Origin of the sequence: Massilia sp. CFBP9026, assembly GCF_034045165.1 — a bacterium.
GTDB lineage: Bacteria > Pseudomonadota > Gammaproteobacteria > Burkholderiales > Burkholderiaceae_D > Telluria > Telluria arenae.
This window is the reverse complement of sequence record NZ_JAXCWH010000006.1, coordinates 45,938-62,320: the sequence shown is the minus strand read 5'-3', so window position 1 is coordinate 62,320 and position 16,383 is coordinate 45,938. Positions and strand designations below refer to the sequence as shown.

Genomic DNA, 16,383 nt, shown 5'->3' with positions numbered 1-16,383 from the left:
GCAGCTCGATGTCGAAGTCGCTCGGGGGTTGGCTCAAATTCGCTCCAGGGTAGGCATCCAGACTCGCAGCAGCGAGTACAGGCGGGAGAGGTCAATCGGTTTGGCCAGGTAATCGTTGGCGCCGGCGGCCAGGCACTGTTCCTGGTCGTCCTTCATGGCCTTGGCGGTGATGGCGATGATCGGCAGGCGGTCGAAGCGGCCGTCGGCGCGAATGCGGCGCGTCGCTTCCAGGCCATCCATGCCCGGCATCATGATATCCATCAGCACCAGGTCGATCCCCGGCACTTCATCCAGTTTCGCTATTGCTTCAAAACCGTTCCGGCCGACTTCGATCTTGGCGCCGCGCTGCTCCAGCGCCGACGTCAATGCGAACACATTGCGCACGTCGTCGTCGACCAGCAGGATGGTGCGGCCTTCGAACACACGGTCACGTCCGCGCACCGCCTTGAGCATGCTCTGGCGCTCGGTCGACAGCTCGGATTCCACCTTGTGCAGGAACAGCGTCACTTCGTCCAGCAGGCGCTCGGGCGAGCGCGCGCCCTTGATGATGATCGAGCGCGAATAGCGCAGCAGCTCCGCCTCTTCGTCGCGCGTCAGGTTGCGGCCGGTGTACACGATCACCGGCGGGAAGGAGCACAGCTCTTCATGCGACATGCGCTCGAGCAGCTCGCCGCCCTGCATATCGGGCAGCTTGAGGTCGATGATCATGCAGTCGAAGACTTCGTTCTTCAGGTGGGTCAGCGCCTCGCTGGCGGTGCCCACGGCCGCGATCTCGACGTCGTCGTCGGCGATCAGGGCCACCACACTCTCGCGCTGGCGCTCGTCGTCCTCGACCAGCAGCACGCGCTTGATCTTCTGGCTCGATTTTTCCTGCAGCTTGCGGAACACGTCTTCCAGTTCTTCGCGGCTGGTCGGCTTCAATGCATAGCCGATGGCGCCCAGGTGCAGGGCTTCGCCGCCGTTCTCGATGCTCGAGATGACGTGCACCGGGATGTGGCGGGTCGACGGATTGTCCTTCAGTTGCTGCAGCACGGTCAGGCCCGAGCGGTCCGGCAGGCGCACGTCCAGCAGCACGGCGTCCGGACGCTGGCTGACGGCCAGCGCCAGGCCCTCGTCGGCGCTCATCGCCACCAGGCAGCGGTAATCGAGTTCGTGCGCCAGGTCGTACAGGATGCGCGCGAACGGCGCCTCGTCCTCCACCACCAGCACGGTGCGGCGGCCGCCGGCCGGTTTGTCGCGGTCGTCCGGGAAGCTGTTGATCGGTTCCGCGCTGGCCGCGGGCGTCGGAGCGGTCGGCGCCGCAACGGGCGCCGGCGTGTAATGCGGGAGCTGCGCCATCATCGCCGGCGGTTCGGCCGGCGATGGCACTGCCGGGATCCCGCGCGGCAGCACCAGGGTGAACACGCTGCCCTCGTTCGGCGCGCTCGACACGGCCACGCTGCCGCCCAGCAGGCGGGTCAGGTCGCGCGTGATCGACAGGCCCAGGCCGGTGCCGCCGAAACGGCGGCTGGTGGTGCCGTCGGCCTGGTGGAAGGCGTCGAAGATCTTGTCCTGCTGGTCGGCCGCGATGCCGATGCCGGTGTCCTGCACGCGGAAGGCGATGTCGCCCTCGGGCGTGGTCGACACGGTAAAGCTGACCGAGCCGACTTCGGTGAACTTCACGGCATTCGACAGCAGGTTCTTGAGGATCTGCTCCATGCGCTGGCGGTCGGTGTGCAGGCTGGCCGGCACGCCCGGATCGACGGCGATCTTGAACTCGAGCTGCTTCTGGCGCGCCAGCGGCTCGAAGGTGCGCGCCAGGCCCTCGACCACGCGCCGCACCGGCACGTCTTCCGGCACCAGCTCCAGCTTGCCCGCCTCCACTTTCGAGATGTCGAGGATGTCGTTGATCAGCTGCAGAAGGTCGTTGCCGGCCGAGTAGATCGTCTGGGCGAAGCGCACCTGCTCGTCGGAGAGATTGCCGCCGCTGTTATCGGACAGCAGCTTGGCCAGGATCAGGGAGCTGTTCAGCGGCGTGCGCAGCTCGTGCGACATATTGGCCAGGAACTCGGACTTGTAGCGGCTCGCGCTTTCGAGTTCGACCGCGCGCTGGTGCAGCTGCTCCTGGGCCGATTGCAGGGCCGAATTCTTCATGTCCAGGCTCAGCGCCTGCTCGGCCAGCTGGTCGTTGGTGGTGCGCAGCTCGGCCTGCTGGTTTTCCAGCGCCGACTGCGACTCTTCCAGCGCGCGCGACTGTTCTTCCAGCTCTTCGTTGGCGGTGCGCAGCTCTTCCTGCTGGACCTGCAATTCCTCGTTCAGGGTCTGGCTTTCTTCCAGCGCGTCCTGCAGGCGCTGGCGGTACAGCACCGCGGCCATGGCGGCGCCCACCGACTGCGCGATAAAGCCCAGGAACTCGCGGTCGCGCTGCTCCACCGGACGCAGGAAGGCGATCTCGAACACGCCCTTGACCTTGCCGTGGTTATGGAACGGCGCGATGACCAGGGCGCGCGGCGGCGTGTCGCCCAGGCTCGAACTGACCTTGATATAGTCGGGCGGCAGCTGGTCGAGCACCATCAGGCGGTTTTCTTCGGCGGCCTTGCTGGCCAGCGTGCTGCCGGGCGCGATGATCTCGGCGCGTTCGGTGTCCGTGTGCTTGAAGCCGTAGGCACCGATGCGGCGCATGGCGCCATCTTCGCTGCGCACGTACATGGCGCCGATCACGCCATCTAGGTACTTGACCACATAAGGCAGCACGGCCTCGGCCAGCGGTTCCAGGTTGATCTGGCCGGCGCTGCGCACATTCAGTTCGTTCTGGCCGCTGCGCAGCCAGTCCTGGTGGCGCAGCTTTTCATTGTGCTCGGCCTCATGCCCCAGCACCTCGTTATAGGTGTCGGACAGGCGCACCAGCTGGCGCCGGCCGAAGGCGGCCAGGCTGCCGCCGACGATCGCGGAGAGGATCAGGAAGGCGGCCACCGACCAGAAGGTGGTGCTGCGCGCGCTGTCGCTGCGCTCCTGCAGCAGGCGCATCTCGGATGCCAGCACCAGGTCGAAGTTGCGCCGCATCTCGTCGGTCAGCGACTTGCCGCGGCCGCTTCTCACGGCATCGAGATAGCTTAGGTCATTGGCCCGGCGGCGGTCGATCATCTCCTGGGCGAAGGCTTCCCACTGCTTCTGGATCTGGGTGATGCGGGTCAGGCGCTCGGCTTGGGCGATATTGTCGGCGACCAGTTCGCTGAGCGATTCGAGGCTGGACGACATGCGTTGCCTGGACAGGACGTAAGGCGACAGGAATTCCTCGTCACCCGCCAGCAGGTAGCCGCGCATGCCCGATTCCATCTCGGCCGACAGCTTGCGGATTTCATGGGCGCCCCCGATGACCTTCTGGGAATGCTCGACCCAGGTCAGGCTGTTGATCAGGTAGGCAATGATGCCCACAAACACAATCGCACTAACAATGCTCATGCCTAAAGGCAGCGCGACATTGCGGGAGAGGATGCGGCGAAACTCGCTGTTTTCGATGGTTGGACCGGCCATGCCTGTTGTTTTGATAGAAAAAAAATATCCTAAGTGTAACGCAAGTGTGAAATTTCGCGCACACCAAAGCGGCACGGTCGTGCGCAAGCACGTTCCGGCTGGCGAAGGAACGATCTTATCAAAGTAGACATAAATTGGGCGCACCGCTCGGCACGCCCGCTTTCCTGACTTTTACTCAACCATCTGCGCCGCCAGGTAGCGCGCAGTGCGACTTTTCTTGTTGCGCGCGACATCCTGGGGCGGGCCGGACGCAACCACCGAACCGCCTTCGTCGCCGGCGCCGGGGCCGACGTCGATCACCCAATCGCTGCCGGCCACCACCCGCATCGTGTGCTCGACCACGATCACGGTGTTGCCGGCATCGACCAGGCGGTTCAGCTGCACCATCAGGCGGTCGGCGTCGACCGGGTGCAGGCCGGTGGTCGGCTCGTCCAGTACGTACAGCGCATCGCCGCGCGTGGCGCGCTGCAGTTCGGAGGCCAGCTTGATGCGCTGCGCCTCGCCCCCAGACAGCTCGGTGGCCGGCTGGCCCAGGCGCAGGTAGTCCAGGCCGACCTCATTGAGCACTTCCAGCGAGCGCTCGACGGCGCCTTCGTCCTTGAAGAAATCGATCGCCTCGCCCACCGTCATGCCCAGCACTTCGGCGATGTTCTTGCCCCGATAAGTCACCTCCAGCGTCTCGGCGTTGTAGCGCGCCCCTTCGCAGGTCGGGCATGGCGCGTAGACGCTGGGCAGGAACAGCAGCTCGACCATCACGAAGCCCTCGCCGGCGCAATGCTCGCAGCGGCCCTTGGCGACGTTGAACGAGAAGCGGCCGGCATCGTAGCGGCGCTTCTTCGCATCCTTGGTCGCGGCAAACAGCTTTCTGACCTGGTCGAACAGGCCGGTGTAGGTCGCCAGGTTCGAGCGCGGCGTGCGGCCGATCGGTTTCTGGTCGACCCGCACCAGGCGCCGCACGCCCTCCATGCCGGACACGATGTGGCCGGCCAACGGCAGTTCCTCGTCGCGTTCCAGGTCCGGCTCGTCCGGCTGCTCTTCCTGCGCCGCGCCGCCCTGCCCCAGGGCCTGGCTCACCAGTTCGACCAGCACCTGACTCACCAGGCTCGACTTGCCGGAGCCCGACACGCCGGTCACGCTCGTCAGCACGCCGAGCGGGAAAGCGACTTCCAGGTCGTTCAGGTTATTGCGGTGGACGCCCGCAAGCTTGAGCCAGCCGCTCGGCTCACGCGGCGTGCGCTGTGGCGGCGGCGCTTCGTCGAACAGGTAGCGCCGGGTCTGCGACGCCTCGATCTTGCGCAGCCCTTCCGGCACGCCGCTATATAGCACCTGGCCGCCGCGCTCGCCGGCCAGCGGGCCGACGTCGACCAGCCAGTCGGCCTGGCGGATCACGTCCAGCGCGTGCTCGACCACGAACAGCGAGTTGCCGGCCGCCTTCAGCTGGGCCAGCGCGTCGAGCAGGGCTTCGGTGTCGGCCGGATGCAGGCCGCTCGACGGTTCATCCAGCACGTACACGACGCCGAACAGGCTCGATCGCACTTGCGTGGCCAGGCGCAGGCGCTGCAACTCGCCCGGCGACAGGGTCGGCGTGCTGCGTTCCAGCGCCAGGTAGCCCAGGCCCAGCGCCAGCAGCACCTCCAGGCGCGCGGCCAGGTCGGCGGCGATGCGGCGCCGTACGATCAGCTGCTCGTTGTGCAGCTGACGCTTGTCCTCATCCTTGTCCTTGCCCGCGGCGTAGGGCTCGAGCAGTTCGGCCAGCCGCGCCAGCGGCAGGCGCGAGATCTCGGCGATGTCGTGACCGGCAAAGGTGACCGACAGCGATTCGCGCCGCAGGCGCTTGCCTTCGCATTCCGGACAGGCGCTGCTGACCATATAGCGCGCCACGCGCTTCTTCATCGAGGCGCTTTCAGTGTTGGCGAAGGTCTGCATCACGTAGCGCCGCACGCCGGTGAAGGTGCCCTGATAGCTGGGCGTTTCCTTGCGTTTGAGGGCTGCCTTGGTCTCCTTCGGCGTGAAGCCGGCATACACCGGCACGGTCGGGCTTTCGTCCGTGTACAGGATCCAGTCGCGGTCCTTCTTCGGCAGCTCGCGCCATGGGGTGTCGACGTCGTAGCCGAGGGTGACCAGGATGTCGCGCAGGTTCTGGCCATGCCAGGCTGGCGGCCAGGCGGCGATCGCCCGCTCGCGGATCGTCAGGCTGTCGTCCGGCACCATCGAGTGTTCGGTCACGTCGTAGATGCGGCCCAGGCCCGAGCAGCGCGGACAGGCGCCTTGCGGGGTGTTGGGCGAGAACGATTCGGCATACAGCAGCTCCTGCCCTTTCGGATAGTCGCCGGCACGCGAGTAGAGCATGCGCAAGGAATTCGACAAGGTGCTGACGCTGCCGACCGAGGAGCGCGCGGTCGGCGTTCCGCGCTGCTGCTGCAGGGCGACGGCCGGCGGCAAGCCTTCGATCTCATCGACCTCGGGCACCGGCATCTGGTGGAACAGGCGGCGCGCATAGGGCGAGACCGATTCCAGGTAGCGCCGCTGGGCTTCGGCGTACAGGGTGCCGAAGGCCAGCGAGGATTTGCCGGAGCCGGAGACGCCGGTGAACACCACCAGCTTCCCGCGCGGGATATCGAGGTCGACGTTTTTCAGATTGTGTTCGCGCGCGCCGCGCACGTGGACGTAGCCATCTTCGGCCATGTTTTTGGCCGTACTTTTCTTGTTGGAAGTTTTGCTGGGCATCTGCCCTCCGGCATTATCGAGAATGCCCCATTGGACGCCTGCAGGCGCCCGACGTCGGTGCGCTTGCCAACAGTGCGGTCAAGCCAGGGTTTCCAGGCGTGCACACGCCCCATCGACGCCGCCCTGCCCCGCGAACCGCGCGGCGAGCCCGGCGCTGCGCGCCGCGACCTGCGTGTTCCCGACCACCTCTTGCAAGGCCTTCGCCATGCGCGCCGGCGTGACGCGCGCCGCATGCAGGCTGGCGCCGGCCCCCATTGCCACCACCCGCGCCGCGTTGTCGAACTGGTCGTGCGCCAGCGGCACGATCAATTGCGGCGTACAGGCCCGCAAGGCTTCGGCCGTGGTGCCGATGCCGCCGTGGTGGACCAGGGCCGCGACGTGGGGCAGCAAGGCCTTCAGCGGGACGTAGTCCTGCCAGCACACGCTCGGCGGCAGCGTGGCCGGCAACTGTTCGGCATGCGGCGTCAGGAATATCGCGCGCAGGTCGAGTTCAGCCACCGCCTGCGCCGCCGCCTCGAAATAGGCGCGCGCCTGGCGATTGCCGGTGCCGGGCGTGAACACGACCGGCGGCGCGCCGCCATCGAGGAAGGCGCGCAGCCCGGCGCTCGGTGCGGCATTCGGATCGGGATCGTAGAGCGGGAAATCAGCCTGGTACAGCGGCCGCGGCCAATCCGGCGGCGGCGCGGCGAACCAGTCGGGGAACAATGCCAGCGACAGGTCGGGAATGGAAGGAATGTAGTCGACCATACTGCCCACCTGCGGCAAGCCGCGCGCCACGCGCGCCGCATTCAGGTCGGGCAAGGCTACCGGATCGACGAAGCGCGCCGCCAATGCGCGCCACAGCCAGCGGCGCGCACCATGCGGCACCCAGGCCGGCACCGGCCAGGGGCCGAGCAGCAGCGGGTCGTGCACGGTCGGCAGATTGGACGGCGCCAGCCAGGCCGCCGCGATTTTCAGGCCGGGACAGGCGTGGCGGCACAGGTCGGCCTCGGGCAGCGCCAGCGGATGGACCAGCAGCACGCGCCGCTCGTTCGGCTGTTTGCGGGCAAGCGCTTCGACCACGCGCGGCAGCTGCGCCATCGCCGGCCGCGTCGCTTCCCACACCACGGCCAGGCCGCGGGTGGCGTGCCACAGGTCAGGATGGTCGAGTACCGCCATATCGGCCGGCAAGCCGTGGAACGTGAGCCCGGCTGCCTCGACGTATTGCGCATGCTGTTCCGGTCCCAGGAAATCGACCCGGTTGCCGCGCTCACGCAGTGCGCGGCCGATCCAGAGGAAGGGAAACAGGTCGCCGGCCGAGCCGATCGTCGCCAGGATGAAATGCACCCGCCTGCCCCCTCTATCTCTGTCAGAAGGACAGTGTACCTTCGATCGAATCGTCGAGCGTCTTGCCGATCACCGCGCCAACCGCGACCTTGACGCCAGCTACCGCGTCGCCATGCTTGTTGTCCCAGTAATAGCCGGCCTTGGGCGTGACCTTGATGACGGTGATGCGCGGATCGTCCTGGCCCCCGGTAAACCAGGTCTTGAGCATCGAGTTCCACAACTGCTTGATGCGCGCCTTGTCTTGCGAGACCTCGGCGTGGCCGTCCAGTTCCAGGAATCCGGAATGCTTGCCCGACTGGAAGAACAGTTTGACGGTTGGATTGGCCTGCAATTCCTGGTTCTTGTGGCTGTCGATGCTGCTGAGGAACCAGATGGCGCCCGCATCGTCGGTCTCGCGCACGCTCATCGGGCGCACGCCGCGGCTTGGACCTTGACCGTTGCCGGTGCAGAAGAAGCACGAATCGGCGTCGTCGATCATGTCCTTGATGCGCTCGATGGCGTCGATGCCGGCCAGGTCGCGGCGGTTTTCTTCGGTTTGATTGCGGTTGATGGAATCCATAGTCTTCTCCTGAGAGGATGGCCATGTGGCCGATGAGAAGACTGTAACCGGATCGCTAGCGCCGGTATGTGGGTGGCCGAACGCTGGACAATCGAATTGCCCGGCGCCCGGTTCAACACAGGTTCACAGGAGATTTACAGGAAGCGGTCGAGGATCTTGCGGCTGTGCTTGTCGATCTTGAACATATCGCGCACCAGGAAGTTGATGCCGTGGTTATCCGCGATCAGCAGCGAGGCGTCGCCGATCCGGCGGATGTCTTCGTCGACCTTGAGCACGAAGGCGGTGTCGCCACGGTCGGTCTGCACGGTCCAGGTGCAGGGCGTGGCGAAGCTCGACACGTCCTTGATCGCCAGGATCTCGGGAATGAACTCGCGGCCCTCGATTTCCTCGCGGATCAGGGTGCGGATGGTGTCCGGCATGTCGGCCAGGTCGTCGATCCAGGCAACTTCCTTGCCGCCGTCGCGTACCAGCGAGATCCCCTTGGTCGGGGCCTGGATCGGAAAGGCGCGCACCGGCGTCACGCCGACCCATTCCTCGCCGTTTTCCAGTGTAATGATGAGTTTGCCGAAGCTGTCGCGGCGCAGCTGGAAGGGGATAGTCGGAATGCTCGTCATTTATGCGTCCTTGTCGTCCAGATCCTGGTCCACGTTGCGCGCCTGCGCTTCGTAGAGTCGGTGGTAAGCGCCTTCGCGCGCCATCAGCTCGTCGTGATTGCCTTCCTCGACCACCACGCCGCGGTCCAGCACCACCAGGCGATCCGCCCGGTGCAGGGTCGACAGGCGGTGCGCGATGGCGATCGTGGTGCGGCCCTGCACGAGATTGTCGAGCGCTTTCTGGATTTCTTTTTCGGTTTCCGAGTCCACCGACGAGGTCGCTTCGTCCAGGATCAGGATCGGCGGATCGATCAACAAGGCGCGCGCGATCGAGATGCGCTGGCGCTCGCCGCCCGACAGGCCCTGGCCGCGCTCGCCGACCATCGAATCGTAGCCCTGCGGCAGGCGCAGGATGAATTCGTGGGCGTGGGCGGCGCGCGCCGACGCAATGATCTCTTCGCGCGTGGCGTTCGGTTTGCCATAGGCGATGTTGTCGGCAATCGTGCCAAAGAACAGGAAAGGTTCCTGCAGCACCAGGCCGATATTGCGGCGGTAGTCCGCCACGGCAAACGAGCGGATGTCCTGGCCGTCGAGCAGGATCGCGCCTTCGGCCACGTCGTAGAAGCGGCAGATCAGGTTGACCAGCGTGCTCTTGCCCGAGCCGCTGTGGCCGACCAGGCCCACCATCTCGCCGGCCTTGATCTTGAGCGAGATGCCGCGGTTGACCGCGCGATTGCCGTAACGGAAACCGACTTCGCGCAGTTCGATATTGCCCTCGATCTTGTCGACCTTCACCGGGTTGACCGGGTCCGGCACGCTCGAGACGTGGTCGAGGATGTCGAAGATGCGCTTGGCGGCCGAGGCCGATTTTTGCGTCACCGAGACGATGCGGCTCATCGAATCCAGGCGCACATAGAAACGGCCGCTATAGGCGATGAAGGCCGACAGGGTACCGACCGTGATGTCGCCGCGCGACACCTGCCAGATGCCGAAGCACCAGATCACGAGCAGGCCCAATTCCGTCAGGAAGGACACCGTCGGCGAGAACAGCGACCACACCCGGTTCAGCTTGTCGTTGACCGCAAGATTGTGCTTGTTGGCTTCGCGGAAACGGGCCGCTTCGCGCTTTTCCTGGGCAAAGGCCTTGACCACCCGGATGCCGGGAATGGTATCGGCCAGCACATTGGTCACCTCGCCCCAGACGCGGTCGATTTTTTCGAAGCCGGTGCGCAGCTTGTCGCGCACGATGTGGATCATCCAGGCAATGAACGGCAGGGGCAGCAGGGTCACCACCGCCAGCCAGGGATTAATCGTGAACAGGATAATGCCCGTCATCACGATCATCAGCACGTCCGACAAAAAGTCGAGCAAGTGCAGCGACAGGAAGACGCAAATCCGGTCCGAACCGCTGCCGATGCGCGCCATCAGGTCGCCAGTGCGCTTGCCGCCGAAGAATTCCAGCGACAGCCGCATCAGGTGTTCATAGGTGGTCGAGCGCAGGTCGGCGCCGATGCGCTCGGAGGCCAGCGCCAGGACATACGTCTTGGCCCAGCCCAGCAGCCAGGCCAGCAGCGCGGCCGCAAACAGGCCGCCCATATACATATAGACCAGATTGGTATCGATTTGCTGCCCGTTCTGGTACGGAATCAGGACATTGTCCAGCAGCGGCATCGTCAGGTACGGCGGAATCATGTGTGCGCCGGTCGAACCCAGCATCAGCAAGAATCCCAACAACAATTGCCCTTTATAGGGCTGGGCGAAGCGCCACAGGCGGAACAGGGTCCAGGTCGACGGCGGCGTATGCAGCACTTTCTCGCAGATCGGGCAATCTTCCTGGTCCGGTTCGAGCGGCGCCTTGCAACTTGGACAAGTATGCTGGTCCGGCGCCTGCACCGGCACGCCCGTGGCCACGCTCTGGACCTGGTCGCGGAAACCGTCGGCGACGCGAATCGCGTGCAGGTTCTGGCCCAGGGTGAAGCGCCAGGCGGACAGCAGCCCGCCGTCGTCGATCAGCTCCAGGTGGCCGACGCCGGCGTGGTCATGGTGGCGCAGTTCGGTGCCGGCGCGGTGCGGCCAGTCGCGCCAGACGGTCTCGCCCGGCGCGCGCGCCAACAGGCGGCGATTCGTCACCAGTACCAGGCCTTTTGAAAAATGTAATTTCGCGTCGAGGTCAACCTCCACGCTGCTTAAAACGTTTTCCCCTGGTGCAAGCTGTTTCGCGACGTCACTTTGCCACCGTTCAGGTACGGAACTGGCGGCCAAGGCAAGCGACGATGGAATAGCAGGTTGTTGAGTTGTCATGTATTGCGCCCGATAACAGGCTTTTGTTCTCTAAGGGTGGACATGGCGCCGGTTCGGCGATGCACGAGGATCGTCGTTACGCCGTTGCGTGAAACGCTCCACAGAGCGCTAGAACGTTTGTGCGTATCGTTTGGATGACACGAGAAACGTGTTAGTAGGAATGTTGCGGCGCAGCAGGCCGGCAAGTGTACATGAGTCGATTTGTACGCGGCCGCTTTCGGCACCGTTTTGGAAGTCGGGCAGACAAGGACAAGTCGCCAGCGCGAGAGAGGCGCCAGGTGGCAAAAGTGATTACATGACCAAGAAGAATGACATCAAATTCCTGCGCGTGACCTATCTGCGCGGACCGAATATCTGGACCTACCGTCCGGTCCTCGAGGCCTGGCTCGACATCGGCGAGCTGGAAGACTATCCCTCGAACCTTCTTCCCGGCTTCACCGAGCGCCTGACCGCCTGGCTGCCCGGACTGGTCGAGCACCACTGCGGCGTGGGCTACCGCGGCGGCTTCCTGGAGCGCCTGCGCGACGGCACCTGGGCCGGCCACATCCTCGAACACGTCGTGCTCGAGGTGCAGAACCTGGCCGGCATGAAGACCGGCTTCGGCAAGACCCGCTCGACCGGCGAACACGCCATCTACAAGATGGCCTTCCGCACCCGCGACGAGACCGTCGGCCGCGCCGCGCTCGACGTCGCCCACCGCCTGATGATGGCCGCGATCAACGACGAGCCGTTCGACCTTTCCAGCGAAGTGGTGCGCCTGACCGATATGGTCGACCGCCACTGCCTGGGCCCGTCCACCGCCCACATCGTGGACGCTGCCACCGACCGCCGCATCCCGTCGATCCGCCTGACCGACGGCAACCTGGTGCAGCTCGGCTACGGCGCCGCCCAGCGCCGCATCTGGACCGCCGAAACCGACCGCACCAGCGCGATCGCCGAAGGCATCGCCAGCGACAAGGACATGACCAAGTCGCTGCTCTCCTCCTGCGGCGTGCCGGTGCCGGAAGGCGCGATCGCACGCAGCCCCGAGGACGCATGGGAAGAAGCGCAAGACATCGGCCTGCCGGTGGTCGTGAAACCGATCGACGCCAACCACGGCCGCGGCGTGTCGCTCAACCTGCTGACCGAGCTTGAGGTCAAGGCCGCCTACACGATCGCTTCCGAAGAGGGCGAGAGCAAGTCGGTCCTGGTCGAGCGCTACGTCACGGGCAACGAACACCGCCTGCTGGTGGTCGGCCGCAAGATGGTGGCTGCCGCGCGCGGCGAGTCGGTCTGGGTGACGGGCGACGGCCGCCAGAACGTGGCCGAGCTGTGCGAAACCCAGATCAACGTCGACCCGCGCCGCGGCGAGAGCGAGGAATTCCCCCTCAGCCCCGTCAAGCCGCGCGAGAGCGAAGAGAACCAGCTGCAGCTGCAGCGCCAGGGCTTGAGCCCCGACTCCGTCCCGCCTGAAGGCCAGAAAGTGCTGATCCAGGTGAACGGCAACGTCGCCGACGACGTGACCGACCTGGTGCACCCCGACGTCGCCCACGCCGCCGCCCTCGCCGCGCGCATCGTCGGCCTGGACATCGCCGGCATCGACCTGGTGTGCGAAGACATCTCGCGTCCCCTCGAAGAGCAGCGCGGCGCCATCATCGAAGTCAATGCCAGCCCGGGCCTGCTGGCCCACATGAAGCCGGCCAGCGGCACTCCGCGCAACGTCGGCAAGGACATCGTCGACCACCTGTTCGCCGAGGGCGAAACGGCGCGCATCCCGGTGGTCGGCGTGACCGGCTCGAAGGGCTGCAGCCTGATCACGCGCCTGGTCGGCTGCCTGGTCAACATCACGGGCAAGGAAGTCGGCGTCGCCAACGGCGAAGGCCTGTACCTGAACGCGCGCGCCATCTCCAATCGCGATTCGACCGGCGTCGAGGCGGCCCAGCGCATCCTGATCAACCGCAACGTGGAAACCGCCGTGTTCGAATCGAACGCGCGCTCGATCCTGCAGGACGGCCTGCCCTACGACCGCTGCGCGGTGGGCGTGGTGACCGACATGAACGGCATCGAGGACGTGGCCGAGTTCCATGTGCACGATGCCGATGCGATGCGCACCGTGATCCGCAGCCAGGTCGACGTGATCCTGCCGGACGGCGTGGCGGTGCTGAACGTGGCCGACGAACAGGTGGCCGGCCTGGCCGAGCTGTGCGACGGCAGCGTGATCTATTACGCGGCCGACGAAACCAACCCTGTCCTGGCCGCGCACCGCCAGGACGGCGAACGCGTGGTGTTCGCGCGCGACGGCCGCATCGTGCTGGCCGCGGGCGAGCAAGAGACGCTGCTGATCGCGCTGGCGGCAATGAAGCCGTCGACCGTGAAGTATCCGGAGAACGTGCTGGCCGCAGTGGCCGCCGCGTGGGCCCTCGGCGTGCCGAGCGACCTGCTGTGCGGTGGCCTGCGCGCCTTCGACGCGACGCCGAAGAAGTAATCCATTAATAAAGGAAGACGGTTTATGGAAGTATCTCGCGTACGGGCCCTGCGTGGCCCAAATCTCTGGAGCCATCACACTTCGGTCGAGGCCATCGTGACGTGCACGCCGGAAGAAGAATCGATCGCCACCTTGAATGGGTTCGAATCGCGCCTGCGCGTGCGCTTCCCGCAGATGGGCGCCCTGCAACCCTTCGGCCACGATGACACGGTGCCGCTGTCGCACGTGCTCGAACTCGTGGCGCTGACCCTGCAGGCCGAAGCCGGCTGCCCGGTGACCTTCAGCCGCACCACCGCCACCCTGGAAACCGGCATCTACCAGGTCGTGGTCGAATACAGCGAGGAAGACGTCGGCCGCCTGGCGCTGGACCTGGCGCAGCAACTGATCCAATCAGCCCGCGACGACACCCCGTTCGACCTGGCCGCCGCGCTCAAGCAGCTGCGCGATACCGACGAAGACGTGCGCCTGGGCCCATCGACCGGCTCGATCGTGCAGGCCGCCGTGGCCCGCAACATCCCGTTTCGCCGCATGACCGAAGGCAGCATGGTGATGTTCGGCTGGGGCAGCCGCCAGCGCCGCATCCAGGCCGCCGAGATCGACGCCACCGGCGCCATCGCCGAATCGATCGCCCAGGACAAGGAACTGACCAAGAAGCTGCTGGACGCGGCCGGCGTGCCGGTGCCGCAAGGCCGCGGCGTGGTCGACCCGGACGATGCCTGGGCCGCGGCCCTGGAAATCGGCCTGCCGGTCGTGATCAAGCCGAAGGACGGCAACCAGGGCAAGGGCGTGACGGTCAACGTCACCACCCGCGAACAGCTCGACGCCGGCTTCAAGGCAGCCAGCGAGTTCCGCGACGACATCCTGGTCGAGCGCTACCTGCCCGGCCATGACTACCGCCTGCTGGTGGTCGGCGACAAGATGGTCGCTGCCGCGCGCCGTGAACCGCCGCAGGTGATCGGCGACGGCAAGCACACCGTGCGCGAGCTGGTCGATGCGGTCAACCGCGACCCGCGCCGCGGCGACGGCCACGCGACCTCGCTGACCAAGATCCGCTTCGACGACATCGCCCTGGGCACCCTGGTGCAGCAAGGGATGAACGCCGACTCGGTCCCGAGCCTGGGCCAGCGCGTGGTCTTGCGCAACAACGCCAACCTGTCGACCGGCGGCACCGCCACCGATGTGACCGACGACGTCCACCCTGAAGTGGCCGAGCGCGCGATCGCCGCCGCCCACATGATCGGCCTGGACATCTGCGGCGTCGACCTGGTGGCCGACAGCGTATTGAAACCGATCGAAGACGTGAGCGGCGGCATCGTCGAAGTCAATGCCGCGCCAGGCCTGCGCATGCACCTGGCGCCATCGTTCGGCAAACCGCGCGCGATCGGCGAAGCGATCATGGACACCCTGTTCAAGGATGGCGACGATGGCCGCATCCCGGTGGTGGCTGTGACCGGCACCAACGGCAAGACCACCACCGTGCGCCTGATCGCGCACCTGCTCACCGCCTCGGGCCTGCGCACCGGCATGACCAATACCGACGGCGTCTACATCGAAGGCCGCCGCATCGACAGCGGCGACTGCAGCGGTCCGCGCAGCGCGCGCAATGTGCTGCTGCACCCGGACGTCGACGCCGCCGTGTTCGAAACGGCGCGCGGCGGCCTGCTGCGCGAAGGCCTGGCCTTCGACAAGTGCCAAGTGGCCGTGGTGACCAATATCGGCGCCGGCGACCACCTGGGCCTGAACTACATCACCACGCTGGAAGACCTGGCCGTACTGAAACGCGTGATCGTGCAGAACGTGGCCGTGGGCGGCATGGCGGTGCTCAATGCCGCCGATCCGACCGTGGCGGCGATGGCCGAGAAGACCCGCGGCGAAGTCACCTTCTTCGCCCAGGATGTCGGCAATCCGGTCATGGCGATGCATCGCGCCCAAGGCCGCCGTGTCGTCTTCGTCGAGGAAGGCCACCTGGTCGCCGCACAGGGCCAGTTCGTCGAACGCATCGATATGAAGGAAGTGCCGATCACCCGTGGCGGCGTGGTGGGCTTCCAGGTCGAGAACGTGATGGCGTCGGTGGCCGCCGCCTGGGGCGTGGGCACGTCGTGGGATGCGATCCGCCTGGGCCTGAAAACCTTCGTGGGCGAGAGCGACAATGCGCCAGGCCGTTTCAATGTGTTCGACTACCGCGGCGCGACCGTGATCGCCGACTACGGCCACAATCCGGACGCAATCGCCGCGCTGGTCAATGCGGTGGAAGGCATGCCGGCCAAGCGCCGTTCGGTGGTGATCAGCGGCGCCGGCGACCGCCGCGACCAGGACATCCGCCAGCAGACCGAAATCCTCGGCAAGTCATTCGACGACGTGCTGCTGTACCAGGACCAGTGCCAGCGCGGTCGCGCCGACGGCGAAGTGATCGCGCTGCTGCGCGCGGGCCTGGCCGGCGCCACCCGCACCGGACACGTGGAAGAGATCGATGGCGAGTTCGTCGCCATCGACCGCGCGCTCGACCGCCTGGACGAGGGCGACCTGTGCCTGGTGCTGATCGACCAGGTCGATGCGGCGCTGGCGCACATCACGCGGCGCGTGACCCAGGCTAAAGCGGCCTGAGTCGTCGCCGGCAAAAAGGGCAGTGACGTTGCGGCGGCATCGTCACCCCGAGTTCCTTCTCGATGGCCTCGCGCGACAGGCCATGCGCCAGGACGAAGACGCTGACGCCGTTCCCGGAGGCGGCGGTCAGTGCTTCCACGCCAAGCGCGTCCATCCAACCGTAGAATTCATCGCCCTCATGCAGCGGCTGGACATCCAGCTGCTCGGCCAGCACATGGCTGCCATCGGCCAGGCGCATGCCGAATCGTCCCGTCGACGCGTCGGCGAACACCACGATACCCTGCTGTCGCATTGCT

9 protein-coding genes are annotated in these 16,383 nt (G+C 66.1%); 2 read left to right on the top strand and 7 right to left on the bottom strand.

The features are described from left to right. Positions 1-33: 33 nt before the first annotated feature. The 6 genes from SOM28_RS15705 to SOM28_RS15680 form a co-directional block, all read right to left on the bottom strand. A complete protein-coding gene (locus tag SOM28_RS15705) occupies positions 34-3,513 on the bottom strand; it encodes a response regulator (protein ID WP_123069786.1) in 3,480 nt (1,159 codons plus the stop codon). A 171-nt stretch (positions 3,514-3,684) separates the two neighbouring features. Beyond that, positions 3,685-6,240, bottom strand: a complete 2,556-nt coding sequence (uvrA, locus tag SOM28_RS15700; protein WP_320468676.1) for an excinuclease ABC subunit UvrA — start codon at positions 6,238-6,240, stop codon at positions 3,685-3,687. A gap of 78 nt (positions 6,241-6,318) precedes the next feature. Then, positions 6,319-7,566 (bottom strand): glycosyltransferase, encoded by a 1,248-nt coding sequence (locus SOM28_RS15695; protein WP_123070239.1) that lies wholly within the window; start codon positions 7,564-7,566, stop codon positions 6,319-6,321. Positions 7,567-7,588: 22 nt separating this feature from the next. Beyond that, positions 7,589-8,125: a pyridoxamine 5'-phosphate oxidase family protein gene (locus SOM28_RS15690; protein ID WP_320468675.1), complete on the bottom strand. Its 537-nt coding sequence runs from the start codon at positions 8,123-8,125 to the stop codon at positions 7,589-7,591. A 134-nt stretch (positions 8,126-8,259) separates the two neighbouring features. Continuing rightward, entirely contained in the window at positions 8,260-8,739 is a 480-nt protein-coding gene (locus tag SOM28_RS15685) for a cyanophycin metabolism-associated DUF1854 family protein (protein ID WP_320468674.1), read from the bottom strand. After that, entirely contained in the window at positions 8,740-11,019 is a 2,280-nt protein-coding gene (locus SOM28_RS15680) for a cyanophycin metabolism-associated ABC transporter (RefSeq protein WP_320468673.1), read from the bottom strand. Between the two features lie 295 nt (positions 11,020-11,314). Between SOM28_RS15680 and SOM28_RS15675 the strand changes: the two genes are divergently transcribed. Beyond that, the gene (locus SOM28_RS15675) at positions 11,315-13,483 is read left to right on the top strand and encodes a cyanophycin synthetase (RefSeq protein ID WP_320468672.1); all 2,169 of its coding nucleotides are present in this window, start codon (positions 11,315-11,317) and stop codon (positions 13,481-13,483) included. Positions 13,484-13,507: 24 nt separating this feature from the next. Further along, positions 13,508-16,087 (top strand): cyanophycin synthetase, encoded by a 2,580-nt coding sequence (gene cphA / locus SOM28_RS15670; RefSeq protein ID WP_320468671.1) that lies wholly within the window; start codon positions 13,508-13,510, stop codon positions 16,085-16,087. Here the strand turns inward: cphA and SOM28_RS15665 are convergent. Then, the gene (locus SOM28_RS15665) at positions 16,074-16,379 is read right to left on the bottom strand and encodes a hypothetical protein (protein ID WP_320468670.1); all 306 of its coding nucleotides are present in this window, start codon (positions 16,377-16,379) and stop codon (positions 16,074-16,076) included. The two genes, cphA and SOM28_RS15665, sit on opposite strands and share 14 nt — an antisense overlap. Positions 16,380-16,383 lie beyond the last annotated feature (4 nt).